We start from the raw sequence: 25,438 nt of genomic DNA on the forward strand, positions 1-25,438 counted from the left end.
GAGCCTTTATGCCTTTTTATCAAATTGATGGAGTTACACCTGTTGTTAGTCCAGACAGTTTTGTTCACCCTACGGCAGTTGTTATTGGTGATGTTGTCATTGGTAAAAATGTCTATATCGGCCCCAATGCCAGTCTACGTGGCGATTATGGGCGTTTAATCATTAAAGATGGGGCAAATGTACAAGATAATTGCGTAATGCATGGGTTCCCGCAATTTGACACCATTATTGAAGAGGATGGCCATATCGGTCATGGGGCTATCTTACATGGCTGCCATATCAAACGTAATGCTTTAGTCGGGATGAATAGCGTGATTATGGATGGTGCGGTGATTGGTGAAAACTCGATTGTTGGCGCTTGTGCTTTTGTCAAAGCAGAGGCCATATTTGCACAAAATAGCCTAATAGTCGGTATGCCAGCCAAAGTTGTACGAACATTATCAGAAAAAGAAATTGCGTGGAAAAGCAGTGGAACCCGAGACTACCAACACCTCGTTACTCGCTGTTTAAAGACATTTAAAGAAATTGAGCCGTTAACCGAAGTTGAAGCCAACCGCCCTGTTTTCCAGTTTGAGAATATTATCCCAAAATCTCAGTTATAACCTACTAGGGCCCCCATAAAGGGGGGCCCTAGTCCTCACAATTACTTCGCATTATTACCAAATGGTGGCTTAGCAAACCAAACGGTAATGATTAGAACAATAAACACCCAGCCACATAGCCAGAAAATTTCATTCGCTGCGATAATTAACCCTTGGCTAGTAATTTGCTGCGCAATAAACCCCGAAGTCTGCTCCGTACTTAGCCCATGAGCAGCCATGCCTTGGTACATATCCAACGACTCAGGGTTATAATCCGTAATAAACTCAGTAAGTTGGCTGTGATGCACAGATTCGCGGTCACTCCACATCGTGGTTGTAATTGACGTGCCAATTGACCCAGCTAATGTGCGGAAAAAGTTTGCCAAACTGGAAGCCGACGCCAATTTTTCTGGGGGAAGCCCCGAAAGTGTCAATGTCGTCAATGGCATAAAGAAACACGCCACGGCCATGCCCTGCACTAATTGAGGCCAAACTACCGCGGAGAACCCCATGCTCGGCTCAAAGGTATACGCCCGCCAGAAGAAGCAGATCGCATAAAAGACAAAACTAAAAGTTACTATCCAGCGGATATCCAAAAAGTCAGATAATTTCGCCACTGGGGCTGAAAATAAAACAGGCAACAAGCCAATTGGCGCAAGTGCAAGCCCCGCCCACGTCGCGGTATAGCCATACACCTCTTGCAGCAATTGAGGCAGCAATACAATTGCCCCAAAGTACGCCATATAGGCCAAACTGACCGAAATGGTACCTATGGTGAAATTACGCGATTTAAATAAAGACAGCTCAACGATCGGGTTTTTATCGGTCAGTTCCCAAATCACAAGGAATACCAACGCGATAGCCGAAACGACCGCTAAGATCACAATCTCATTTGACGCTAACCAACCCAGCTCTTTCCCTTTATCCAATAGCACTTGTAAACAGCCAACACCGACGGATAATAACGCCAAGCCAATCACATTGAACGGCACTTTAACCACCGTCGATTCCATTCCTTTGAAAATAACAGAACCCACAATAATCACGAAAACACCAAGAGGCACGTTCATAAAGAATATCCAGCCCCAATGGAAGTTATCACTAATATAACCGCCAAAAATTGGACCAAATACGGGCGCTAAAATGATGGTCATCGACCAAAAGGCCAATGCCATATTCTGCATTTTCGGTGGGTAACACCGCATAATCAAACTTTGGGATAACGGGATAACAGGCCCTGCGACAGCACCTTGTAATACACGATATAAAATCAACATTCCAAGGCTGTCAGAGAATCCACAAAACAATGAAAATAAAGTAAAAAGTGCCGTTGCCCACAGGAAAACGCGAATCTCGCCAAAGCGCTTAGCAAGATACCCCGAAATGGCAATTGAAATAGCGTTCGACACCCCAAATGAGGTGATCACCCACGTACCTTGCGAGACGGAAACACCAAGGTTACCCGCAATTGTCGGGATAGCGACGTTTGCAATGGTGGAGTCGAGTACTTGCATAAAGGTCGCCAAGGACAATGCGATGGTTGCCCAAACTAGCTTCGCACCTTTTAGGGGTTGGATATCTGCCACAGCCATTCCTTACGAGCTAATCCGCATTATCAGTGATAATGCTGTCGATAATGTGGTCGACATCCGCCAATTTCAGCACTAACACATCGCTTTCAAATGCAGGTGTTGTACGCTGAACTTCAGCTAACACAGGACCATTTTGGTCTTTAATATCAATGGTTACATTCATCGATAAGCCAATGCGCAATGGGTGTTTTGCCACTTGCTCAGGGTCAAGCTCAACTCGCACAGGCAAGCGTTGAACGACCTTAATCCAGTTCCCCGTGGCATTTTGCGCAGGGAGTAATGAAAATGCGCTTCCCGTTCCCATATCTAAGCCAACTACCGTACCGTTATACACAATGTCATCACCATAAAAATCACTGTTGATGGTGACTGGCTGACCAATGCGCACTTTTTCAAGCTGAGTTTCTTTGAAGTTGGCATCCACCCAAACAGGTTGAACTGGCACTATCGCCATTAAAGAGCTTTGAGGGCTCACTTGGGAACCGACTTGCACATTACGCCTTGAAACATAACCTGTCATTGGGCTTTTAATTTCAGTGCGTTGCAAATTAATCCATGCACTGCGCACACTATCAGCGGCTTGTTGGATGGCAGGTTGTTTTCTTAATGCCGTGTTGCGTAATAAAGCGCGGTTCGCATTATATTGCTGAATGGAGATATCCAACGCAGCTTGTGCTAATTGCACCGCTTCTTGAGAATGTTGCAGGTCTTCTTTTGAAATGGTTCCGCTGCGCCCAAGTGCCGCACGGCGTTGGTAATCTTTTTGTGCTTGCGCAAGTGAGACGCGGTTTTTCTGTATTTGCGCCTGATACTCATCACCGTTGATGTATAGCTCTTTGGTTTTGCGCACCGTGGTAGCTAAATCATGTTTAGCTTGCTCAAACGCCAGCTGAGCGTTAGTTTTATCCAACACCACCAGCACATCACCCGCTTTCACCAAGTCAGTGTTTTCAAAATTAACTTGGGTCACGTTACCCGTTGTCTGCGCAATAATCGGAATTTGCAAACCCGAGACATAAGCATCGTCGGTATATTCTTGAAAACGTAAGACCAAAAACCAATAAACACCATAAGCCACAAATAATAAGATAATAATTATTGTGGCGATAGACATCCATATTGTTCGACGTTTTTCATTTTTCGTTTTTTGATTGTTTATTTCTGAATGGGCTGATTGACTCATAATAACTCTCAAGGCCTAAAATCAATATTAATCCTCCCCCTATATTCAGGAAGTAAATGTAATAAAGCAAGAGCTAATATTTTACAAATAAAACAATCACCCAGAAAAACAAATAACCAATTGATAATTTTAAAATAAATAAAAAATTTAACCATCAGGAAAAGTATATTCATTTTATGATTAATTTAAATAAAACTATTCACAATTAGATAGCTTTAATTCAATTTTAATAAAATTAATATCAATTAAACATATTGAGTACGTTAATTCGATAATAACTATTCTTTTTTTGATGTATTTTAAATTATAACTAAAATATTTAGCGCTCTATCATTCGATTAAATAATAACCTCATCATGTCTTGACGTTGATGAATAATGGCATGGGATATAATTGTATTTTCGGCTATTTCATACGTATAGAGGATGGTATAGTTTTCTGGTGATAAATATCCTCTATACCTTGTGACACCAATATCTTGAAGATATTCTGGTATTGAGCAACACTCTGGAAATGGGTGTAAATGTTTTTCATATTTTTCAAGGAGTAAATTAGCCTGTTTTCTCCCGATACCTAATTCCTTTAACGAGCTAATAAACGTTTCTGTATACTTAAAATTGACTATCATCCAATCGTTCCAATCATGGGTCGTTTAGAGCGTATCCAATAATTGGCTACGTGAATATAATTTATCTTCTTTACTGTCTTTTTCTGAAATAGAAAGTAATTTAAGTAATGCGATTGCATCATCCCTTTTTTTTCTATCTTCATAAGATTCAATGACATATGCAGGAATGCCATTTTGAGTTACTAAAATAGGCTCTGATAATTCAAGCCCTGCAGCATGCTTTTTAATATAGCTAATAGTCTCTATTTTCATGATCGACTCCTAATAAATTCGACACTCACAAACTAAATATAGCCTAAATATAGACTGATGACAATTTTCCAGCAGTCGCAATGTTTAAAGCAAAAACCGGCACATTGGCCGGTTTGTATTTACCACTGTTTAATATTGCGGTCTTCTTGCGTCACTGAGGTGAGTTTTGCCAGTTGCGGTAATAATTTATGCTTTAAATCATCCATCAAACTGTAAATTACTGGTACAAATAGCAAACTCAAAATTGTCGAGCTCAGTAAGCCACCAATGACCGCAATCGCCATTGGCGCTCTAAATCCAGCATCCGCACCGCTGGTTAAGACAAGGGGGATCATCCCAGCAATCATGGCAAATGTCGTCATGATAATTGGGCGAATACGCTCCTGACCCGCCTCAATAATTGCCGCTTCCCTTGGCATTCCTGAACGTTGCTTTTCAAGAATAAACTCCACTAGCAAAATCGAGTTTTTGGTCACAATCCCCATCAGCATTAAAATACCGATAATCACGGGTAGATCGATCATGGCGCCATATAGAACAAGGGCGATAATGGCGCCACCAATGGAAAACGGCAATGCGACCAGTATGGTAATTGGCTGCATAAAGTCCTTAAACAGCACGATTAAAATGGCAAAAACCAACAAAATACTGAATACCATTGTGCCACCAAAGCGCTCGAACATATCAATCATATATTCCATATCGCCATATTCCACTTGTGAAACACTGTGGGGTAATTGCTGATATTCAGGCAGTTGTGCCACTATTTCCAGCGCCTCACCAAGCGTCAGTCCTTCCAAGTTCGCTTCTATCGACATCTGTCTTTGTCGGTTAATTCGCTCAATCTGTGAAGGCCCATCACTGGAATCGATTTTAGCGACCGATTTCAGCGGTACAGCTTGTTCCCCTGTACTATTCACATATAGATTATTCAGCACATCAATATTGTTTTGTTGATGCTCCGGTAAAATCACCTGCACAGCCAGTTGTCTGTCGGGTAAATTAAACTTGGCACTACGTGAGTTGGCCTCCCCCATAGTCGCAATACGTAACGTATTGGCGATTTCCTCAACATTGACTCCCGTTCGGCCAATATCTACTAGATTCGGTTTAACAATCAGCTCTTTACGCAATAACGGTTTCATGACCTGAACGTTTTTTAGCCCTTCCACTTTGGCCATCGCATCACGCAGCTTTTGCATTGATGCTTCCAGCTCTTGAGGGTTCGTCCCTGTAAACATTAAGGAGAATTCTTTACCGCCATTACTGTTACTAAAGGTATAACGTGCATCTGTTTTTTCACTTAACCACTTTGATATTTCAAGCTCAAATTGCTTTTGTGATAATGCACGTTCACTCGGTTCGACGAGGGTGAGGATCATTTCACCTTTGTGTTGAGCAACCCCCTCAGAGTCGTCCGCAATCCCAGCAACCGTATACGTCGAAAGAATTTCAGGCCTATCTTTTAACTGTTTTGTTATTTCATTCATTTTTTGCTGCGTTTGCTCAACAGGCGTACCCGGTGGCAGCTCAATATTAATTTGGCTGATACTGATATCACCATCAGGCATAAAACCGACGGGTAACAAGCTGGTCACCGCCACAGAGCCGATTAAAAAGCTCCCCGCCAATGCAGACGCTAATTTTCGGTGCTTTAACGTGAGTAATAAAAACCGCGTATAACGCGCTATCCAGTTAGGGATTTTCGCACCATCGTGCGCCCCCTTTTGTGGTAACAACACATAAGCGGCCATTAATGGCGTCACCAAGCGAGCAACTAGCAATGAAGAGAGCACTGCTGCTGATACTGTCACACCAAATGGCACAAAGTACTGCCCAACAAAGCCCCCAATAAAGCTGACGGGCAAGAACACCGCCACAATGGTCAATGTGATTGCGACGATCGCAAAACCGATAGCATCAGACGCTTTTAGTGCCGCTAAATAGGGGCGCTCGCCACGCTCGATATACTTTTGAATATTTTCAATTTCAACAATGGCATCATCTACCAATATCCCAATAACCAATGTCAAAGCTAGCAACGTAATACTGTTCAAGCTGTAATCAAACAGCGCCAATACAAAAAAGGTCGGCAAAATCGATAATGGTAATGCCACTGCCGCCACCAACGTTGCACGCCAGCTTTTCAAAAAGAAAAAGACGATAATGACGGTGAGAAACGCCCCTTCTAATAAGGTCTGAATGGTTAAAAAGAAGCTCGATTCCGTGTATTTAACTGTTGAGGAAATCAGGCGGATATCAATATCTGGATTCGCTTTTTGTAATTTTTCGACCGCTTCAGCAACGCCTTGCCCTACTTTGGTATCACTGGAGCCTTTGGCGCGATAAACCGCAAAACCGACCACATCTTGACCATTAAACTGCGAAATAGATTTCACATTCTTATGGCCATCATAAATATTGGCAATTTCACCCAACCGTACCGATTGCTGGTTATCAACGGGTAACATGATGTTTTTTATCTCATCCGCGGTCGATTTTTCACCTAATACACGGATGGTATGCTGCAACGAATTATATTTTGAGTTACCACCTGCCGAGTTCTGGTGATTGTTTTTCAGTAATTCATTAATACTGGCTATGGAGATTTGCATCGCAGCCAATTTATTTGCATCAGGCTCGATGCGGATCACGCGTTCGGTATCCCCTAAGCGACTGACTTTTTGCACCCCCGGCACTGTGATCAATTGCTTACTGACCGTGTCATCCACAAACCAAGACAAATCCGCGAGAGATTCAGTTTCCGACGAAACGGCATAACGTAGAATAGCCCCACCCTCGACATCGACGCGGTTAATCAATGGCTCATCTATTGTTTGGGGTAGCTCTCCACGGATTTGCCCCATTTTTTCACGTACATCATTGGTCGCAACGTGGGCATCAACACTGAGGTCAAACTCAATGGTGGTGCTCGATGCCCCTTCGCTAATGGAAGAGGTAATATGGCGAATACCCGGTATACCAGACACCGCACGCTCCACCCGCTTGGTGACTGCATTTTCCAGCTCTGTTGGCGATGAACCATCTTGGGTCACAGTAATCGTCACGATCGGGAACGTCACTACGGGGTTGGCAGTTACAGGTAATTGATTAAATGAAAATAACCCCGCAATCGTTAATGCTAAAAACATCACTATTGTGGGGATAGGCCGTGTGATGGCCCAAGAAGATAACTGTAATTTCATTGGCTATCCTTCACAGGCACAACAGTGTCATCATCTGATAAAAAAGCTTGTGCATAAGCCACGACCTCTAAACTTGGCGCTAATGGTGTTAACACTTCCACTCGTCCTTGCTGAATTTTGCCAATTTGTATTTTTTGTTTCGCCACTTTGCCGTCTGTCACGGTAAAAATAAAACGCTCACCATTGGGTTCTGTACGAATGGCACTATAAGGTAGTGATAGCTGTTCGCGCGGTGAATTGCTGTACACCATGGTGCCTGTTTCACCTAGACGCACGTGTTTGGTTGGCTCAGTCAGCGCCACACGGATTTTCCCAAGTTGGGTTAATGCATCTATTTTTGGCGACAAATAACGTAATTTCCCCGATGTTGATTGATTTTCATCAAGGTTAATCACGACGGGATTACTGCCCACAATGCGAGAAAGCTCGGAAGGGTGTGCCTGCGCTTCAAATTCCAATTCATTATTTTCAATCAGCTTAAATAACAAGCTGTTATCTGACAGCGTGCCATTCATCGCATGACGCTCACTGATCACCCCCGAAACAGGCGCAATAATTTTCGATTTGTCTTCTTGGCTTTGTTCACGCATTAATTGGGCTTTGAGTTGGCGCAGTTCCGCACGGCTTGCCGTTAACAATGCACTCTGTGCGGCCGCTTCTGATTTGGCTTTACCAAATTCATTCGCCGAAATCACCCCTGTTTTTGCCAGCGGTGATAAACGTTGCAGTTCTTGTTGCGATTGGGCGCTGAGCGCTTCTTGTTGCTTAATGTATGCGGCAGCTTTATCAATTTCTGCTTTTAATTGATTAACCCCTGCACTTTGGATGGGTGATTCCAACATGGCGAGCAATTGCCCTTTTTCAACCCATTCCCCTTCTTCCACAAACACTGCGGTAACCATTTGCTGTTGCAGTGGAGAACCAATTGAAATTTCGTTTTTTGCCACAAATTTGCCCGGGATGCTGACGACATCAACTGTCATCACATTTTTTGGGTTTGTGACGCTTAGGCGAATTTCCTCTGCCTGTGTGTTCAAGCAAATGAAAAATAATGAAATGGCTAAAAAGATGTGTTTCATAAGTCATAAAATTCCCGAGTAGACGCTCGCGCTACTGTAATTTCGCTTAACCACAAACTCCATAAACCAAAGTTAAACCTTAATTTTTCGTTAAGCTTGGTAAAAACCAGTAAGTCCATTTTTGCTATACGGGAAAATTATTAACTGAGATCAAATATTGACCAGAAATTAGCTCGCCAATTATTTATTTCCGATATGTTTTAGTGATAGTATTCGCAAACAATATAATTATCATTCTCATTTCTATTTGCTAGGGATTACTATGACTACGCAACATCACTACACACTTGTCGCCGCAGGTATTTGCGCGGCTTTGGCTTCATTTAGTACGACAGCAGCAGAAGATTCAGACAAACTTATCGTCACCGCATCGGGTTATTCACAACAATTACGCGATGCCCCTGCCAGTATCACGGTGATCACCGCTGAACAGTTACAAAACAAACCTGTGCGCGACCTTGCTGATGCAGTTAAAGACGTAGAAGGTGTCAGCATTGTAGGTTCAGCCAATAAACAAGATATTAATATCCGTGGCTTACCGGGTGAATACACCTTAATACTGGTTGATGGTCGTCGCCAAAATAGCCGTGAATCACGCCCAAATGGCAGCGGTGGTTTTGAAGCGGGCTTTATGCCGCCCGTCGAAGCCATTGAACGCATTGAAGTGATCCGTGGACCAATGTCTTCCCTGTATGGTTCCGATGCGATGGGTGGTGTTATCAATATCATCACTAAAAAAACCACCAATGAGTGGCACGGCAGCGTAACCACAGGCGCGATTATCCAAGAAAACAGTGATAGCGGTAATTCCACCGACGGTAACTTCTATCTGTCAGGCCCATTAGTTAAAGATAAATTAGGCTTGCAACTATACGGCGGTGGTGACTATCGTCAGGAAGACAAAATTACAGATGGCCACTACAAAAAAGACAACAAAAGTCTCACAGCTAAGTTAAGTTTTACACCAACTGAAAATCAAACCTTCCTTTTAGAAGCAGGTAGAACACTGCAAGAAAGAGAAGAAACCCCAGGCAAATCTCTTGCTGAATATGAAATGCGCGGGCAATCAAAACAATATAATAAAAAAACCGAACTCTACAATAACCGAAACCACGCCGCGCTAACTTACAAAGGTGAATGGGATTCGTTTAATACAGAATTAAGTGTCTATCAAGAAAGTACGAAGAAAAAAACCAAAACAGAAATTAAAGATGCCATCACTAAGCTGACTGAATACCGCTATGAAGACCGTGTACCTGAAATTACCAACACTGTCGTCGATGGTAAAGTTGTCGCGTTCTTACCAGACAACATCTTAACAGTCGGTGGTCAATACCAATACTCAAAACTCAAAGATAGTTCATTGGTTTCCAAAGGAAAATTTGAAAATAGCAGCATGAGTGTCGACCAATCTGCTTTATTCGTTGAAAACGAATTTACTGCCACTGATGACCTCATTCTAACCGGTGGGCTGCGTTTAGATCACCATGAAACCTATGGTAATCACTGGAACCCTCGTGGTTATGCGGTTTATTATCTAACTGACGAAATCACCATTAAAGGTGGCGTATCATCTGCATTCCGTGCGCCCACACTACGTGAGGTCAGTAGAGGTTATGGCACTTCTACAGAAGGCGGAAATGGGATTATTTATGGTAATCCAGACCTAAAACCTGAAAAAAGTGTCAGTGAAGAAATCAGCATTGCTTATAACCATGAATCTGGCTTTGATGCGAGCCTGACCCTATTTAATACTGACTTTAAAAACAAGTTAACCAGCTATAACACGGGCAATCCAGACCCGCTTTCAAATCTGAATCTCTATACTTATGACAATGTCGGCAAGGCAAATGTTAAAGGGGTTGAAGTCGCAACAGGTATTCCAATTGCTAAAGACTGGAAGCTAAGCGCCAACTACACCTACACTGATTCAGAGCGTAAAAGTGATGATGAAAAACTCGGCAATGGCATATCACTCAAAGGCTATCCATTGGATAAAACACCAAAACATATGGCTAACGCGAAATTAGATTGGCAGTTTAACGAAGATCTCAATTTGTATACGCGTGCACAATATACGGGTGAACAAGTGTGGGCAGCACAGCGCAACGGTTCAAAAGTTCCTCGTTACCGTAGCGGCTATACCACCATGGATGTAGGCGCAACTTATCAATTATTGAAAAACACCAAGTTGAACTTTGCGGTGCTCAATATTGGTAATGAAAAAGGCCCTAAAATTGATAAAGTAGATGGAAACTGGGATGTGGAAGATGGGCGCCGTTATTGGGCGAACGTTAACGTCAGCTTCTAATTTTTCACCTTGTTAACACGAATATATACGCTAAATCATTCAAGTTGCATGTAGGCGACAAGAGAAGGTATCCCGATGAGCATACAAAAGTATGTGATTCGGGTAGCTGAGCGTAGTCAACAACCATGCAGCTTGAAGGATGACGAGTATATGAATAAACTCCTAATTTCCAGCCTACTACTGTGCATAACAACCAGCGTAATGGCTCGCCCTAGTCAAAGTATTCCGCCTTTAGATGATAACGTCGCACAGTTTTACGATATTAAACAGACGGATATGGCTTATGGCGACCGTGAGCTACGCATCTACAGTGCTGTGCCGTATAACGTCACGGCAAAGCGCCCTGTACTGTATATGCTTGATGGAAATGGGTTATATCCAAAAGTCGTCAACCGCGCAGTGGAAACGCTCAATAAAGACTCGCTTCCGATTATTATCGGCATCGGCTACCCCGTTGATGAAGCCTTTCCAAAGGCTTTACGCACCTATGACTATACCCCGCCTGTATCTGGGGAAGATTTTAGCCATGGTGGCGGTTCGCCTGCGCTGTACCAGTTTATCAGCCAAACATTGCGCCCTTGGGCTGAACAACAATTTCCTATTGATAAGCAAAAACAAACCTTATTTGGTCATTCATTTGGTGGGTTATTCACCTTAATGGCTTACCAACAAAAACCCGATGATTTTCAGTACTATGTTTCAGCAAGCCCGTCATTGTGGTGGGGGAAAGGGGAAATGGTAGAGCTTGAGAAACTCACGCAAAAACATACTGCAGCGCCTATTTTTGTCACCTTGGGTGGCTTAGAAGAGACCCCTGATTTATCCAAATTAACCGAAGAACAAGTCCAAAATTACCAAAACCGCAAAAGTTGGATAAGCACCCGCCAAGTGTGCACTGAAATTCAAGCCCACCAGCGAACCTGCGAATTCACTTTATTTGAGGGCAAAAGCCACGGAAGCGTGATCCCCGATGCCATCAATAAAGCGTTGGCGGTTGCCACGCACTAGGGGTTGTTTATCTTTGATGGTCAATTTTCATTCGAATTAACGCCATTTTAGGCAAGGCGAGAGGGTCGCCGCCTAGTCAACCACTAATGGGTTTTAGCAAGTCACTGTAAAGGTCAGCTAAAACCCCATTATCCGTGAACGACTTGCGTATCCACTGAGTCACTTGCCCTGTAGCGGAATGTTGTGTGGCTAATAGCATATTGGAATCTTGGCGCGGGTTTTGAATATTTTTGACCACTAACCGACCACTCTTGGCATGCTCTTTCACCATATAGTCTGGCAAAAATCCGATCCCCTCGCCCAATATTTGGCATTGGCACTTGGTATTAAAGTCTGGTACTTGGATAGCTTCTTGCCCGTGCAATAACCAACCAACACGTTTATTTATCGTGTCTGCGGTGTCTTCCACCATGATATTGGGGTAAAGGCGCAACTGGCTTTCGGCAATAGGCTCTGGCATTAATGCGAGTGGGTGTGTTGCCGCAATGGCAAACTGCCAATGGATCGCGCCGATTTCCGTATAATCTATCCCCCCGCCGTCCATTAATGTTCCCGGCGCACCAATCGCAATATCTGCATGGTTATTAATAATCGCGTCCCATACACCGTTATACACCTCGGTCGTCACGGTAATTTGGCAAGTGGCAAATTGCCTCTTTAATATTTGCAGTAATTTAGCCGTATGGTAAGGGGTATATAAAAGTTGGTTAATACAGATACGTACCCGCGCTTCAATACCTTGCTCAATAGAATAAATACTTTTTTGAATGGAATGAAAGTTATTCAGTAAGTCTGTTGCCTTACGATAAAAATAATACCCGGCTTCTGTTAATTCAATATTACGGGTATCACGAATAAACAATGCGACATCTAAATAAGTTTCAATCCGTTTAATGGTATAACTCACGGCCGATGTGGTGATGCCTAATGCCTCAGCGGCTTTACTGAAGCTCGCAAATTTGGCTGCGGTGGTGTAGGTCAATAAATTTTCTTCAGTAAAAATTGAGTTCATACTCGCCTTCCCAACGTGTTTTAATTTTAATCAAATTGGCTTTTTATGTGAATATTATTCAATAGATTGAAATTCAGGCTATTTTTCAACCGATTTATAAATAGCTTAACAGAATAATTGCCAAGAAGAAGTGTTTTAATCTCATTTGCCTTAAGTCGTCATTTAAACCACAAAAGCTGAAGGACTATTAATAATCAAAATACTTAATATTATTGAATTAAATACTCAAACCAAGTATTAACATTCGCCCTGATCACGATCAAATTAATCACAAATTTAACAATTACAAAACCTTCAATTTGATGTGTGTCACAGAACAGAATAATGGCTCATTCAGCTTTCCCTTCAATCAAAAATAATCGATAAAAACGCGTAAAAAACAAGCAAAAATCATCAAAAAAGGATAAAAAATAATGCGTACACGCACAAAAAAGGCTAATTATTGAATTCAATTCAACAATAGAGCCTCCCATTGATGAATTAAATTTAAATGGATTCTTTTTATTAATCGCAATTGGTATGCTCTAACCATCATAAATAATCTTTAAATTGTCTTTATCTATGTTGGCAATATCAATAAGCCAACCTAAGGGGAAAAGAATGACCACCAGCACACTCGCTCAAGAATTTTTAACTGCTGCTGAAAAAGGGCAATTAGAGTTATTAAAGAATTGCATTGAAAAAGGTGTGGATATTAATACCACCAACCGTCAAGGTCGCACTGCAATTGTAAATGCAAGCCTAAACAAACACTATGAATGTGTTTCTTTTCTGATTAATGCAGGCGCGGATATTGATAAACAAGACCAAACCTGTTTTAACCCCTTTTTATTAAGCTGCCTGAATAACGATTTAACGTTATTACGCCTTGTGTTACCTGCAAAACCGAATTTAGATTTATTAACGCGTTTTGGTGGTGTCGGTATCACACCTGCCAGCGAAAAAGGCCACGTTGAGATAGTCCGTGAACTGCTCGAAAAAACAGAAATTAACGTCAACCACACCAACTTTGTGGGCTGGACTCCGCTCCTTGAAGCTATCGTCTTAAATGACGGTGGTGAGAAGCAACAGCAAATCGTTAAGCTGCTACTAGAACATGGCGCAAACCCGCATATGACGGATAAATACGGTAAAAAACCGTTAGAACTCGCACGTGAAAAAGGCTATCACGAAATTGCTGAATTACTGGTTGCTGCGGGCGCATAAGCCGCAAAACTTTCACCGATAAGGAGGCATGTGAACGCATCCATATCCCATCGGCAAATATTATACGGGCTCACGGCTGATAACCATTTTCTCAACCTTTTACATCAGCCGCAGCCTTTAGGAAAAATAGAGCAAGTATTCAATAAAGCGATTAATTTTACGGTAGAGAATACCCTTTATACGTTACTTTGCTCTTCGTTAGATAATGCACCAAATAGTTGCCGATTAATAAATACAGACTTTTCTCTTTTAACATTAAAAGAAGGGGATCCTATTTATCTATCAAATAAAGAATGGAATATTGGTGAAAATTACACAATTTCATTTTCTTTATGTAAACGCTGGCAACCGTTAACTATTAATTTTGATTCTAAAAAGTTAATTAACGAAAACTATTTATTATATATAGCAAACCAAATTAAAAACTTGAATTTTATTTTACAGGATAGCTCAAGCTCCCTATTTAATTATCAGGGAAATAACTTTTTTTATCTAACTGTATCAAAACAACTGATTCAATTACGTTTAAATCTCATTGAATCATTAATTAACAAAGACCAACAGAGTATTACCAAGATTATTAAGCAATTTGTTGGGTTAGGTATTGGGCTTACACCTTCTGGTGATGATTATTTAGTTGGGTTAATGGCATTTTTGCTATTAAAAGGTCACCCCGCTTCGGCTTTATTCCCTGCGTTTTATCAAGGAATAACACAAAGCAAAAGCCAAACGACCCCCGTTAGCGCCATCACATTAGAAAAGGCCTTAAACCAAGAATATCGCGAAAACATGCAGCAATTAATTCAATCATTAGTTGGTGCGCAAGAGACAAATATTTATCCACAATTTTTAGAGATTTTAAATATCGGGTCGAGTTCAGGCAGCGACATGCTATTTGGCCTTCGCGACGCTTTGTACCTCACTCACTATTTCGGAGAAAGACATGTCGACTAAAGTTGTCATAAAGAAAAATACCTATTTTGATTCCGTGTCACTGATGTCTATTTCAACTAAAGCCAATCAGCTCGATAATGTTGAGCAAGCTTTTGTTGCAATGGCAACGGAGATGAACAAAGGCGTTCTGCGTAATTTAGGGCTATTAACCGCTGAATTAGAAGAAGCCAAAAATGGCGATTTAATGATTGTGATTAAAGGGCCAAGTGATGAAGCCAACGATGCAACATTAATTGCTATCGAAGAATTATTTAATAAGAAAAACCAAGGCGGAGGCTCCCATGAAGCCAAATACGCCACCATCAATTCCGCAAAAACACACATTCCAGATGCCAACTTAGCAGTGATTTCTGTCAATGGGCAATTTGCCGCTCGAGAAGCGCGCATTGCGTTAGAAAATGACCTCAACGTCATGTTGTTCTCGGATAACGTCTCCATTGAAGATGAATTAGCTCTGAAACAGCTTGCCAGCAAAAAAGGCTTATTAATGATGGGCCCTGACTGCGGAACCGCAATTATCAATGGCACCGCTTTGTGCTTTGGTAACAATGTACGCCGTGGCAGCATTGGTATTATCGGTGCATCGGGCACAGGTAGCCAAGAACTGAGCGTGCGTATTCACGAATTCGGTGCCGGTGTCTCTCAATTAATTGGTACGGGCGGCCGTGATCTTAGCGAAAAAATCGGCGGGATCATGATGATTGATGCGCTGAAGATGCTTGATGCGGATGAAGAAACGAAAGTTATCGCATTGATTTCTAAGCCACCAGCACCCGCTGTTGCGAAAAAAGTGCTTGAGCAAGCTGAAAAATGCCATAAACCCGTTGTTGTCTGTTTCTTAGGTAGCCAGCCGTTGCCTGAAGACAAACCGGGGCTGACCTTTGCACAAGGCACCAAAGAAGCGGCACTGAAAGCAGTTCTGCTAACGGGTATTCGCAAAGAAGATTTAGACTTACACCCACTTAACCTGCCATTAATCGATGAAGTGAGAGCCAAACTCAAGCCTGAGCAAAAATACATTCGCGGCCTGTTCTGTGGCGGTACGCTGTGTGATGAAGCCATGTTTGCTGCGCTGGAAAAATATGATGATGTTTACAGTAATATCCAACCAAACCCTGAATATCGCTTAAAGGATTTAAACAAAAGTATTGCCCACACCTTCCTCGACTTTGGTGACGATGACTTTACCAACGGTAAACCACACCCAATGATCGACCCAACAAACCGTATTGAGCGTTTACTGCAAGAAGCCCGCGATCCAGAAGTTGGCGTCATCATGATGGACTTTGTCCTTGGCTTTGGCTCTCACGAAGACCCTGTTGGCGTGATGATTGACGCTATCAAAGAAGCCAAAAACATCGCCAAGAAAGATGGCCGTGAATTAGAAATTTTAGGTTATGTACTGGGCACTGACCAAGACACGCCAAATATGGATGCGCAGGTCAAAATGCTGACTGACGCAGGTGTAATTTGGGCTAGCAGCAGCACCAATACTGGTTTATTAGGACGTGAGTTTGTGTGGAAAGGGGAGAAAGCATAATGACTACATTATTTAAGCAACCATTAAGTGTCATCAATGTGGGTATTGAAATGTTCAGTGATGACCTGAAAAAACAACATGTTCCGGTGACACATTTAACATGGACACCACCAGGACAAGGCAACGTTGCGGTTATTCGTGCTCTCGACCAAATCGAAGGAAATGCCGCGCTACAAGAAAAAATTGAAGCTGCTAACGCACAAGCTCTCGAACGCATTATTCAGTCTCAACCTGTGCTAATTGGTTACGACCAAGCCATTAATGTCGTACCGGGTATGACAAAAAACACCATTTTACACGCAGGCCCGCCAGTGGAATGGAAAGACATGTGCGGTGCGATGAAAGGCGCGGTAACAGGTGCTTTGGTCTTTGAGGGCCTCGCGAAAGATTTAGCGGATGCTGAACGTGTTGCCGCATCGGGTGAGATTATCTTCTCTCCGTGCCATGAACATGATTGTGTTGGCTCCATGGCCGGTGTGACGTCTGCATCGATGTTTATGCATATCGTTGAAAACAAAACTTACGGCAACCGCGCGTTCACAAACCTCAGTGAGCAAATGGCTAAAATCCTGCGCATGGGAGCAAATGACCAAAGCGTTATCGACCGTTTAAATTGGATGCGCGATGTATTGGGCCCAATGCTGCGTGACGCCATGAAGATTGTTGGCGAAATTGACCTGCGTTTGATGTTAGCACAAGCACTGCATATGGGTGATGAGTGCCATAACCGTAATAACGCAGGTACCACATTGCTTATCCAAGCACTGACCACGGGGATTATCCAAACTGATTTCTCTGTCGCGCAGCAAAAAGACGTGTTTGATTTCGTCGCAAGTAGCGATTATTTCTCAGGCCCAACATGGATGGCAATGTGTAAAGCGTCAATGGATGCAGCACACGGTATCGAATACAGCACCGTCGTCACCACCATGGCTCGTAATGGTTATGAATTCGGTTTACGTATCAGTGGCTTACCGGGTCATTGGTTTACAGGCCCTTCTCAGCAAGTGATTGGCCCAATGTTTGCGGGTTATAAACCTGAAGATTCAGGCTTAGATATCGGTGACTCGGCAATCACTGAAACCTATGGTATCGGCGGCTTTGCAATGGCAACAGCCCCCGCAATCGTCGCACTAGTTGGCGGTACCGTAGAAGAAGCGGTGGATTTCTCTCGTCAGATGCGTGAAATCACACTGGGCGAAAACCCGAATGTGACTATCCCATTACTCGGCTTTATGGGTATCCCAACCGCCATTGATATTACGAAAGTTTCAGCCAGCGGTATTTTACCTGTCATCAATACAGCAATTGCCCATAAAGATGCAGGTATCGGTATGATTGGAGCAGGTATTGTTCACCCGCCGTTTGATTGCTTTGAAAAAGCGATGTTGGCCTACGCGGAAAAATACGCCTAGTTTCCATTTAATCAATAAACGCCCGACCTTGGTCGGGCAATAATAAAATATCAATACCCAAATTATTAACATACAGAAGTAAAGCAAAACCAGCTCTGTTGCGGCTTAAAATGAGTAAGCAGTTACCCAAAATAATTTAAGTTGCAGCAAGGCGGCAAACGAGGATATCTCAGGGAGCATACACCAGTATGTGACCTGTGTAGCCGAGTGTAGCCAACACAGCTGCAGCTTAAAGTATGATGGGTAATGACGGGTATACAGGGGAATACTTAAAATGAGTATACTAAATATCAAATGGAAACGCGGTGACTTGGCGGCCTACTTCGGCCTAATGACCAATAACCTGACCAACCTCCTCACCATGATGGGCCTATTAATTTTCGTCGTTGGGATCCCATCCGAAATTGTTTACGGCCGTATCGCCCCCGCTTTTGGCTTCGCCGTTTTACTCGCCAGCATCAGTTATGCCTACTTTGGTCAGCAAATGATCAAGCAAACCGGTCGTAATGATGTGACCGCACTGCCTTCAGGCCCAAGTGCCCCGTCCATCTTCACCGTGACGTTCTTAGTTATCATGCCCGTGTACCAAACCACGCAGAATGCCGAGTTTGCCATTCAAATCGCCTTGGTTTGGTGTTTTGTGGAATCCATGATTTTAGTGGGTGGTTCATTCTTAGGTGAAACCATCCGTAAGATGATCCCACGTACCGTGCTGTTATCTTGTTTGTCTGGCTTAGGTTTACTGCTTCTGGCGATGAACCCAATGCTACAAGCATTTGAAGCCCCGACCGTTTCTTTTGTGGTTTTACTGTTAATCTTCATTAACTGGTTTGGTAAAAAACCTATTTTTGCTCGCGTTCCAACCGGTTTACTGCTGTTGATTGCAGGTACTGTATTAGCATGGGTTTCTGGCTTACAAAGTGCCGAAGCGATTAAAGACTCAATGGCATCATTTGGTTTTAACCCTCCAGGTATCCACATTGATAGCTTCTTCCAAGGCTTACCACACGCACTGCCATACTTAGCATCTGCGGTACCATTGGGCTTAGCAAACTATATCTTTGACCTTGAAAACATTGAAAGTGCGCACGCTGCGGGTGATGAATACAACACACGTAAAGTCATGTTAGCGAACGGTTTATCTTCCACAGTTGGTTGCTTTATGGGTAACCCATTCCCTGTCACTGTTTATGTGGGTCACGCAGGTTGGAAAGCAATGGGCGCAAGCGTGGGTTATACCTTAGCATCCGGTATCACCATGTTTATCGTGCCATTATTCGGTATTGGCGCATTCATGTTAGCCATTATTCCAATGACCGCTATCGTGCCAATTCTGGTATTTATCGGGGTTGTTACCGCTAACCAAGTGGTGCGAGAAACACCGAAAGTGGAAGTCCCTGTCATCTTTATCTGTCTGTTCCCGTGGATTGCCAACTGGGCGCTTACAATGGTGAACAGTGTGATGGGCGCCGCAGGTACTTCTGCAAGCGCGATTGGGACGGAAGTTCTGTTACATAAAGGCGTTTATTACCAAGGCCTTGTGCACTTAGGTAACGGGGCGCCGTTAGCCAGTATGTTGTGGGGTTGTATCGCTATCTTCGCTATCCTCAATCAGCCATTACGTGGGGCAATTGCCGCAGCAGTGGGAGCCGTATTAGTGTTCTTCGGAATTATTCACTCCCCAGCGGTAGGAATTGCAACCGGTTCAACCTTGATGTTTGTTTACGCTTACCTCATGATGGCGGCTTTATTTGTACTCAAGCATTTTTTAGATAGCCGTAAATCGGTTGAAGAACAACAAGCTGAAAAGTCTGAGAAGCTCAGCAAGTCAGTGTAACGTAGCCAACCTTGCCTAGTAGGTGTGCGCTGTACACCTACTATCCGAACTCTCTGTATCAGGAAATATTAACAATGAAAGAACTCGTGGTTGTTGCCATCGGGGGCAACAGTATTATCAAAGATAACAACAGCCAGTCTATCGAAGCTCAAGAAAAAGCCGTCCAAGAAGTCGCACACCATATTAGTGACATGCTTGAAGGCGACTACAACATTGTTTTGACTCATGGAAATGGACCTCAAGTTGGGCTGGATTTACGCCGTGCAGAAATCGCACATGAAACCGAAGGTTTGCCATTAACACCGCTCGCTAACTGTGTTGCAGACACACAAGGTGGGATCGGCTATTTAGTTCAACAAGCTCTCACTAACGTACTCGCGAAGCGCCATAATCGCCAAGCGATCACCGTTGTTACACAAGTGGAAGTGGATAAAAACGACCCGAACTTTAGCGCACCGACTAAGCCAATTGGCGCATTTTTCACGCAAGAACAAGCCAACGAACTGCAACAAGCTAATCCAACGTGGCATTTTGTGGAAGACTCTGGCCGCGGTTATCGCCGTGTTGTTGCCTCCCCAGAGCCAAAGCGAGTGATTGAATCAAAAGCCATTCGCACCTTAACAGAGCACGATTATGTGGTCGTTGCTGCTGGCGGTGGCGGTATTCCTGTCATTGATAACGGAAATGGTGGATACAAAAGTGTTGATGCGGTGATTGATAAAGACTTATCAACTACGTTGCTCGCCAAAGAACTGAACGCCGATATTTTGATTATCACCACGGGCGTTGAAAAAGTGTGTATTCACTTTGGTAAGCCTGAGCAAAAAGCCCTCGGAGAAACCTCCACCAGCGATATGCAACGCTATATGGAAGAAGGCCATTTCCCTGCGGGTAGCATGCTGCCAAAAATTGAAGCAAGCCTATCGTTTATTGCCAACGGCGGTAAACGTGTGATTATTACCACCCCTGAAAAATTGCCTGAAGCCCTACGCGGCGAAACAGGTACCCATATCGTTAAAGGGTAAACATTCGATTCGCTGATCTTCTTATCAGGATCCGCGAATTAGCTGCCCATTTCACAGTAAAATTCCCTCCCAGATCGTTTGAACATGATCTGGGCGGTTAAGTGCCATCCAAAAAAGGAGTTTCTATGACAGCAGAAAGACCATCCGGCAGAAGAGAGTTCCTATCCACAGGCGCAAAAGTGGCCGCCGCTTGCACCTTGTTTGGCGCGATGTCGAGTATCGCCAATGCTCAAAACGAACCCGCTGGGCAATCCGCTATTTCAAGCATCACCGACAAGCACTACTACCTCGATGATGTGTTACTTGAAACAGGGTTTAATTTTCGTGATTCAACAGTAGTCGGCACGAAAACAGCCTTGCAAACCATTGAAGTCGATCAGGGTAAAATTGTTGCGGTTTTACCGAATAAACAACATGGCAATAGCACCTTAAATGCCTATAGCGCACAAGGTAAATTGATGTTGCCAGCGTTTCGCGATATGCATATTCATCTCGATAAAACCTTCTACGGTGGGCCATGGCAAGCCCCGGCCTCTCGCGAAGGTAAAACGATTATGGATATGATAGCACTTGAGCAAAAAATGTTGCCCGAGTTGCAACCTTTCACCGAAGAAAGGGCGCACGCGCTGATCAACTTGATCCAATCCCAAGGATCCACCATTGCACGCAGCCACTGCAATATCGAACCTGTTTCAGGGTTGAAAAATTTAGAAGCGCTACAAAAAGTATTGGCTGAGCATCAACAGGATTTGACCTGCGAAATTGTCGCGTTCCCGCAACATGGGTTATTACTCTCTAAATCAGAGCCATTAATGCGTGAAGCCATGCAGGCAGGCGCTCATTACGTAGGTGGCTTAGACCCAACCAATGTCGATGACGCGATGGAAAAATCCCTCGATACCATGTTCCAAATTGCTTTGGATTACAATAAAGGCGTGGATATTCATCTACATGAAACCAGCCCAGCCGGTTTTGCCGCTATCGAGTATATGATTAAAACCGTGGATGAAAACCGCAGCTTACGTGGAAAAGTTACCATCAGCCATGCCTTTGCACTGGCAACATTAAACCCTGAACAAGCTGAAAAAACGGCAAAACAGCTAGCAGAGCAGCAAATCACCATTGCCTCGACCGTGCCGATTGGCACACTGCATATGCCATTGAAGACACTCAATAAAAATGGCGTATTTGTGATGACCGGAACCGATAGCGTGGTTGACCATTGGTCGCCATTTGGCCTTGGGGATATGCTGGAAAAAGCCAATTTATACGCACAGCTTTATACCCGCCCTGACGAGCTTTCGTTATCACGTTCTTTGGCAATCGCCACTGGCAACATTCTGCCTTTGGATGAAAAAGGAACGCAGGTGTGGCCTACAAAAGGGGACGATGCGAGCTTTGTGTTAGTTGATGCATCTTGCTCCGCTGAAGCCGTTGCCCGTATTTCACCAAGGCATGCCTGCTTCCATAAAGGCAACCTTGCTCATGGGGTTATGCAAAAATCTGTTGCGTAGCATAGCTATAAAACAAAATAGCGCCGACTGGCGCTATACCATCAAAATAAAAATTTAGCGTTAATTATTTTATTTTTTAGTTACTTAAGGAACGTATCGAGCTGTTGATAGACATCTGGGCTCGACGCTAAAACATAACCCCCTTTCATCATAAAATCGGGGTTCGAAGAGTAATCATTGGTTGTGCCGCCCGCTTCTTGGATTAATAGCAACCCAGCAAGGCAATCCCAAGAATTGAGGTGTGGCTCGAAGTAGCCAATCAGCCTGCCTGCTGCAACGTAAGCTAACATCAATGCCGCCGAACCATTGCGGACAAACATACCGTTCGCATGGAGTAACTTATCTAGAAATGGAATAATGGTTTCAGGCGGCATTCTAGTTGAAATACCTACACCTAATAAACCGGCATTCAGAGAATGGACAGGGTTAACATTCACACGTATATCATTGCAATAGCAGCCATGGTTTTGCATTGCATGAAATAAGTCATCATGGACGGCGTCATACACTGCCGCAATCACTGTATTTTTGTGCTCATCAAGCAGTGCAATGGAAACGCACCAAGAGGCAAGACCAAAAATAAAAGCGCTAGTCCCATCGATGGGGTCAACCACCCAGGTATAGCCTGATTTTCCTTGCGAGAAGCCGCCTTCTTCACCAAAAATGGCATCGTCAGGGAAATGATGATTAATTTTTTCACGGATAAAATTTTCTGTATTTTTATCCGCAGCCGTCACAAGGTCTTGCCCATCACCTTGCTTCTTTTCAATATTTAATTGCCCACGCTGATGGTAATAAGCCACCGCTAACTTACCTGCCTCAATAGCAACCTTTTGAATAAACTGATACCTGCTCGAAATAGCGTCCATTCCAACCTCTTGAATTGAAATTATTATTCCGAAGATTACATTTATTGAATTATTTGTTTTGTGATCAATTTCAAGGCATGAAAAATTAATGTTAATTTTATTTTATAAAAAATAGTTAGTTTTGATGTTAGCTTATTGATATAGATATAACTAAACTAAAATTAAATATAATTTAAAGGAATGACTTTATTTTTATTTCTTCGCATTTGAAATAAATAAATCAAAAAATATCTTTTTATGATGACTCAATAGAAAATTAAAAACCGCTATCTGAAGAGAATCACGGCTTTTTTTAAACATTAGGAAGAAGATGAAGTACTGGCAAGGTAATTGACAATATCCTGCAAGTAATGCCATTTCATCCAGACTTCATCTTGGAGAGGAACTTCTGTGTATTGCTCAATCGCGGTTATCAGCTCCAACATTTCAAGTGAATCAATGTGCACATCTGCGATTAATGCGGAATCCACAGTAAAATCATTCTCAATACCTGAATAGGTTCGGATTTGCTGAATTTGCCCTGCTAACCACTGCCAGTGAATTTCTACTGATGAGCTCATTTTATTTACCTTAAAGCTTGTTCGCATAATCTAACTTTTCACTTAAATTACGGGTCATTAATCCCTCCGCCGATAGAACAACTTTCGCCTTATTATCAAGATAAGATGCTCTGTAGTGAGAAGCATTTTTAATCGCTAAATTGGATTCAGTCTCTGTCTGTTCTGTGGATTTATTCTGTACAAGCTCTCTGTTATTCGTCAGTTTAACGCCGTTAGGCACTTTATTATCGATTAAATAGCTACCGTAGTGGCTTCCCATTTTAGGTTTAATATCCATTGGCTCACTGTTCTTCTTTACCAGTTTAGTGGCTAATGTAAACTGATTTTTAGTCGACTGGACTGTTTCTTCTTCAAGAATGGATGACGGTTTCCAAGGGCCACTCACATTACTTGGCTCTATAAAATATTGTGATTTGACTGTGTCAATCTCTTGGCTATTTTGAGCAGAGTGGTTAGGTAAATCGTAGTCTGGTGAAGGTTCTTCTACAGGCGTCTTTAATGCCACCCGCGGTAGTTTTATTGTGTTTTGGGATAAAAACTCATCATTCTCAAACGGCTTAGCACTCACATTTTCAGTTTTATTTGATGGATGTGAGTCTTGCTCATGATTAACCGCGCTCTCTTGAGAAGAGACCTGTTTAATACTTTCAGAAAACGGCGTATTAAAATAATTATTTGTTGTGGTCGTATTATAGCTATTTGATATATTGCGCAATGAATCCGCTTTCGAGCCATAAGATAAACCATCGACTTCATCTGAAGGATGCGTTTTATCACTCGCAACATTATCCAATTTAGCAGGGTGTAATTTATCTTCCCAATCAACCGTAACTTTTAATTTTTTTGGTATTTCCAAAAACTCTTCCGAGGCTTCAAAAGCTTCATGTAAATAGAAACTTTTATCCACAGAAGGATTGGCCCCTGCACTTTGGTATGCTTGCTTTGCTGTTTCAATTCTTGCTGCTTTCTTTTGGTATTCAACTGAAACTAAACAATCTTTAATAGATAGATTTTTAATATCACTTTCAGAGAGGTGAGGCGCTAGTTTATTTTCAAATTCAGATATAACATATTCCTTTTTAAATCTATCAACCATAGTTGAGAAATTATCCCCCTCTATTTTTGACATCGCACTCTGTATTTTTTTATCAAACTCCGTTAATGCCCCTTTAATGATTTTTTTATCCGAGAGGCTTGGTGCATTTTGCATCTCGTTAATCATTTTCGCCGCAGACTTTAATAATTCATTATTCATTTCAGTTGGCTTAAGCAATGAAAGAATAATTAAACCCGTTTCTGGTCGATAATTAAGTGACTGCTGGTTTAAATCCCCCATACCATCAGAATTTAAAACAGATATTACCATCTCGACGGTTATATCTTTTGCACCTAGAAAAGGGCTGCTTTTAAATAGCTGAACAAGTTTATTAGCCTGTTTATCGCTATTTAAACTATGTAGCTCATTCTTTGACATGATAAGCGGGTTGTCTGGCGTCAAACTTTCCGTATTCATCGGAATTTTAGCGTCTTTTCCCAACGTCTGTACCGATGAAAGATTAGGTGCCATAGTGCTCGTTTGATGTATAGAGCCAAGATTGGCCAACCTAGTATCTGGTATTGCTTGTTTATTTTGAATGGAAGTTGAAGGCATAGAAGCTCCTCACAA

General features: G+C 42.7%; 19 protein-coding genes. 10 read left to right on the top strand and 9 right to left on the bottom strand.

Annotated features, from left to right (window positions below):
• The first annotated feature begins 8 nt into the window (after window positions 1-8).
• Entirely contained in the window at window positions 9-602 is a 594-nt protein-coding gene (gene paaY / locus AC4IFO_RS09765) for a phenylacetic acid degradation protein PaaY (protein ID WP_490733880.1), read from the top strand.
• A gap of 41 nt (window positions 603-643) precedes the next feature.
• On the opposite strand, the gene AC4IFO_RS09770 is transcribed toward paaY, so the two are convergent.
• The 5 genes from AC4IFO_RS09770 to AC4IFO_RS09790 form a co-directional block, all read right to left on the bottom strand.
• The gene (locus AC4IFO_RS09770; RefSeq protein ID WP_490733882.1) at window positions 644-2,167 is read right to left on the bottom strand and encodes a DHA2 family efflux MFS transporter permease subunit; all 1,524 of its coding nucleotides are present in this window, start codon (window positions 2,165-2,167) and stop codon (window positions 644-646) included.
• Window positions 2,168-2,183: 16 nt separating this feature from the next.
• A complete protein-coding gene (gene emrA / locus AC4IFO_RS09775) occupies window positions 2,184-3,356 on the bottom strand; it encodes a multidrug efflux MFS transporter periplasmic adaptor subunit EmrA (protein WP_490733884.1) in 1,173 nt (390 codons plus the stop codon).
• A 652-nt stretch (window positions 3,357-4,008) separates the two neighbouring features.
• Window positions 4,009-4,236, bottom strand: coding sequence for a type II toxin-antitoxin system Phd/YefM family antitoxin (locus AC4IFO_RS09780; RefSeq protein ID WP_225820068.1), 228 nt, complete (start codon window positions 4,234-4,236; stop codon window positions 4,009-4,011).
• Window positions 4,237-4,355: 119 nt separating this feature from the next.
• Window positions 4,356-7,442, bottom strand: coding sequence for an efflux RND transporter permease subunit (locus tag AC4IFO_RS09785; RefSeq protein WP_490733886.1), 3,087 nt, complete (start codon window positions 7,440-7,442; stop codon window positions 4,356-4,358).
• Window positions 7,439-8,521, bottom strand: coding sequence for an efflux RND transporter periplasmic adaptor subunit (locus tag AC4IFO_RS09790; protein WP_490733888.1), 1,083 nt, complete (start codon window positions 8,519-8,521; stop codon window positions 7,439-7,441). Before AC4IFO_RS09790 ends, AC4IFO_RS09785 begins: the two co-directional genes overlap by 4 nt.
• A 262-nt stretch (window positions 8,522-8,783) precedes the next feature.
• Here AC4IFO_RS09790 and AC4IFO_RS09795 point away from each other — a divergent pair, with 262 nt between their 5' ends.
• Together AC4IFO_RS09795 and AC4IFO_RS09800 are read left to right on the top strand one after the other, a co-directional pair.
• Window positions 8,784-10,832: a TonB-dependent receptor domain-containing protein gene (locus AC4IFO_RS09795; protein ID WP_490733890.1), complete on the top strand. Its 2,049-nt coding sequence runs from the start codon at window positions 8,784-8,786 to the stop codon at window positions 10,830-10,832.
• A gap of 150 nt (window positions 10,833-10,982) precedes the next feature.
• Complete coding sequence (locus AC4IFO_RS09800; protein ID WP_490733892.1) at window positions 10,983-11,840, top strand: alpha/beta hydrolase; 858 nt, start codon at window positions 10,983-10,985, stop codon at window positions 11,838-11,840.
• A gap of 76 nt (window positions 11,841-11,916) precedes the next feature.
• Here the strand turns inward: AC4IFO_RS09800 and AC4IFO_RS09805 are convergent, their stop codons facing one another.
• Complete coding sequence (locus AC4IFO_RS09805) at window positions 11,917-12,852, bottom strand: LysR substrate-binding domain-containing protein (RefSeq protein WP_490733894.1); 936 nt, start codon at window positions 12,850-12,852, stop codon at window positions 11,917-11,919.
• Between the two features lie 600 nt (window positions 12,853-13,452).
• Here AC4IFO_RS09805 and AC4IFO_RS09810 point away from each other — a divergent pair.
• The 7 genes from AC4IFO_RS09810 (at window position 13,453) to AC4IFO_RS09840 (ending at window position 22,343) form a co-directional block, all read left to right on the top strand.
• Entirely contained in the window at window positions 13,453-14,058 is a 606-nt protein-coding gene (locus AC4IFO_RS09810; protein WP_219245321.1) for an ankyrin repeat domain-containing protein, read from the top strand.
• Between the two features lie 30 nt (window positions 14,059-14,088).
• Window positions 14,089-15,012, top strand: a complete 924-nt coding sequence (locus AC4IFO_RS09815) for an oxamate carbamoyltransferase subunit AllH family protein (RefSeq protein WP_490733896.1) — start codon at window positions 14,089-14,091, stop codon at window positions 15,010-15,012.
• The gene (gene fdrA / locus AC4IFO_RS09820) at window positions 15,002-16,552 is read left to right on the top strand and encodes an acyl-CoA synthetase FdrA (RefSeq protein ID WP_490733898.1); all 1,551 of its coding nucleotides are present in this window, start codon (window positions 15,002-15,004) and stop codon (window positions 16,550-16,552) included. Before AC4IFO_RS09815 ends, fdrA begins: the two co-directional genes overlap by 11 nt.
• A complete protein-coding gene (locus tag AC4IFO_RS09825) occupies window positions 16,552-17,967 on the top strand; it encodes a YlbE family protein (RefSeq protein ID WP_490733900.1) in 1,416 nt (471 codons plus the stop codon). The genes fdrA and AC4IFO_RS09825 overlap by 1 nt, the downstream gene beginning before the upstream one ends.
• Before the next feature lie 274 nt (window positions 17,968-18,241).
• Window positions 18,242-19,804, top strand: a complete 1,563-nt coding sequence (locus AC4IFO_RS09830) for a permease family protein (RefSeq protein ID WP_490733902.1) — start codon at window positions 18,242-18,244, stop codon at window positions 19,802-19,804.
• Between the two features lie 74 nt (window positions 19,805-19,878).
• Window positions 19,879-20,829 carry a carbamate kinase family protein gene (locus tag AC4IFO_RS09835; protein ID WP_219245316.1) on the top strand — a complete coding sequence of 317 codons (951 nt, stop codon included), beginning with the start codon at window positions 19,879-19,881 and terminating at the stop codon, window positions 20,827-20,829.
• Window positions 20,830-20,954: 125 nt separating this feature from the next.
• A complete protein-coding gene (locus AC4IFO_RS09840; protein ID WP_490733904.1) occupies window positions 20,955-22,343 on the top strand; it encodes an amidohydrolase family protein in 1,389 nt (462 codons plus the stop codon).
• A gap of 80 nt (window positions 22,344-22,423) precedes the next feature.
• On the opposite strand, the gene AC4IFO_RS09845 is transcribed toward AC4IFO_RS09840, so the two are convergent.
• From AC4IFO_RS09845 to AC4IFO_RS09855, 3 genes are all read right to left on the bottom strand, one after another.
• Window positions 22,424-23,212: an inositol monophosphatase family protein gene (locus tag AC4IFO_RS09845; protein WP_490733906.1), complete on the bottom strand. Its 789-nt coding sequence runs from the start codon at window positions 23,210-23,212 to the stop codon at window positions 22,424-22,426.
• A gap of 299 nt (window positions 23,213-23,511) precedes the next feature.
• Window positions 23,512-23,772 (bottom strand): acyl carrier protein, encoded by a 261-nt coding sequence (locus AC4IFO_RS09850; RefSeq protein ID WP_490733908.1) that lies wholly within the window; start codon window positions 23,770-23,772, stop codon window positions 23,512-23,514.
• Window positions 23,773-23,782: 10 nt separating this feature from the next.
• The gene (locus AC4IFO_RS09855) at window positions 23,783-25,423 is read right to left on the bottom strand and encodes a hypothetical protein (RefSeq protein ID WP_490733910.1); all 1,641 of its coding nucleotides are present in this window, start codon (window positions 25,421-25,423) and stop codon (window positions 23,783-23,785) included.
• Window positions 25,424-25,438: the final 15 nt, after the last annotated feature.

The sequence above is a fragment of the Providencia sp. UF-224 genome (assembly GCF_058245955.1).

Bases quoted from the DNA above. Each gene is read 5' to 3' on its own strand.
- fdrA (WP_490733898.1), top strand. From the start codon at position 15,002: ATGTCGACTAAAGTTGTCATAAAGAAAAATACCTATTTTGATTCCGTG.
- AC4IFO_RS09800 (WP_490733892.1), top strand. From the start codon at position 10,983: ATGAATAAACTCCTAATTTCCAGCCTACTACTGTGCATAACAACCAGC.
- AC4IFO_RS09850 (WP_490733908.1), bottom strand. From the start codon at position 23,772: ATGAGCTCATCAGTAGAAATTCACTGGCAGTGGTTAGCAGGGCAAATT.
- AC4IFO_RS09790 (WP_490733888.1), bottom strand. From the start codon at position 8,521: ATGAAACACATCTTTTTAGCCATTTCATTATTTTTCATTTGCTTGAAC.
- AC4IFO_RS09795 (WP_490733890.1), top strand. From the start codon at position 8,784: ATGACTACGCAACATCACTACACACTTGTCGCCGCAGGTATTTGCGCG.
- AC4IFO_RS09830 (WP_490733902.1), top strand. From the start codon at position 18,242: ATGAGTATACTAAATATCAAATGGAAACGCGGTGACTTGGCGGCCTAC.
- AC4IFO_RS09780 (WP_225820068.1), bottom strand. From the start codon at position 4,236: ATGAAAATAGAGACTATTAGCTATATTAAAAAGCATGCTGCAGGGCTT.
- emrA (WP_490733884.1), bottom strand. From the start codon at position 3,356: ATGAGTCAATCAGCCCATTCAGAAATAAACAATCAAAAAACGAAAAAT.
- AC4IFO_RS09855 (WP_490733910.1), bottom strand. From the start codon at position 25,423: ATGCCTTCAACTTCCATTCAAAATAAACAAGCAATACCAGATACTAGG.
- paaY (WP_490733880.1), top strand. From the start codon at position 9: ATGCCTTTTTATCAAATTGATGGAGTTACACCTGTTGTTAGTCCAGAC.
- AC4IFO_RS09805 (WP_490733894.1), bottom strand. From the start codon at position 12,852: ATGAACTCAATTTTTACTGAAGAAAATTTATTGACCTACACCACCGCA.
- AC4IFO_RS09825 (WP_490733900.1), top strand. From the start codon at position 16,552: ATGACTACATTATTTAAGCAACCATTAAGTGTCATCAATGTGGGTATT.
- AC4IFO_RS09840 (WP_490733904.1), top strand. From the start codon at position 20,955: ATGACAGCAGAAAGACCATCCGGCAGAAGAGAGTTCCTATCCACAGGC.
- AC4IFO_RS09845 (WP_490733906.1), bottom strand. From the start codon at position 23,212: ATGGACGCTATTTCGAGCAGGTATCAGTTTATTCAAAAGGTTGCTATT.
- AC4IFO_RS09785 (WP_490733886.1), bottom strand. From the start codon at position 7,442: ATGAAATTACAGTTATCTTCTTGGGCCATCACACGGCCTATCCCCACA.
- AC4IFO_RS09810 (WP_219245321.1), top strand. From the start codon at position 13,453: ATGACCACCAGCACACTCGCTCAAGAATTTTTAACTGCTGCTGAAAAA.
- AC4IFO_RS09835 (WP_219245316.1), top strand. From the start codon at position 19,879: ATGAAAGAACTCGTGGTTGTTGCCATCGGGGGCAACAGTATTATCAAA.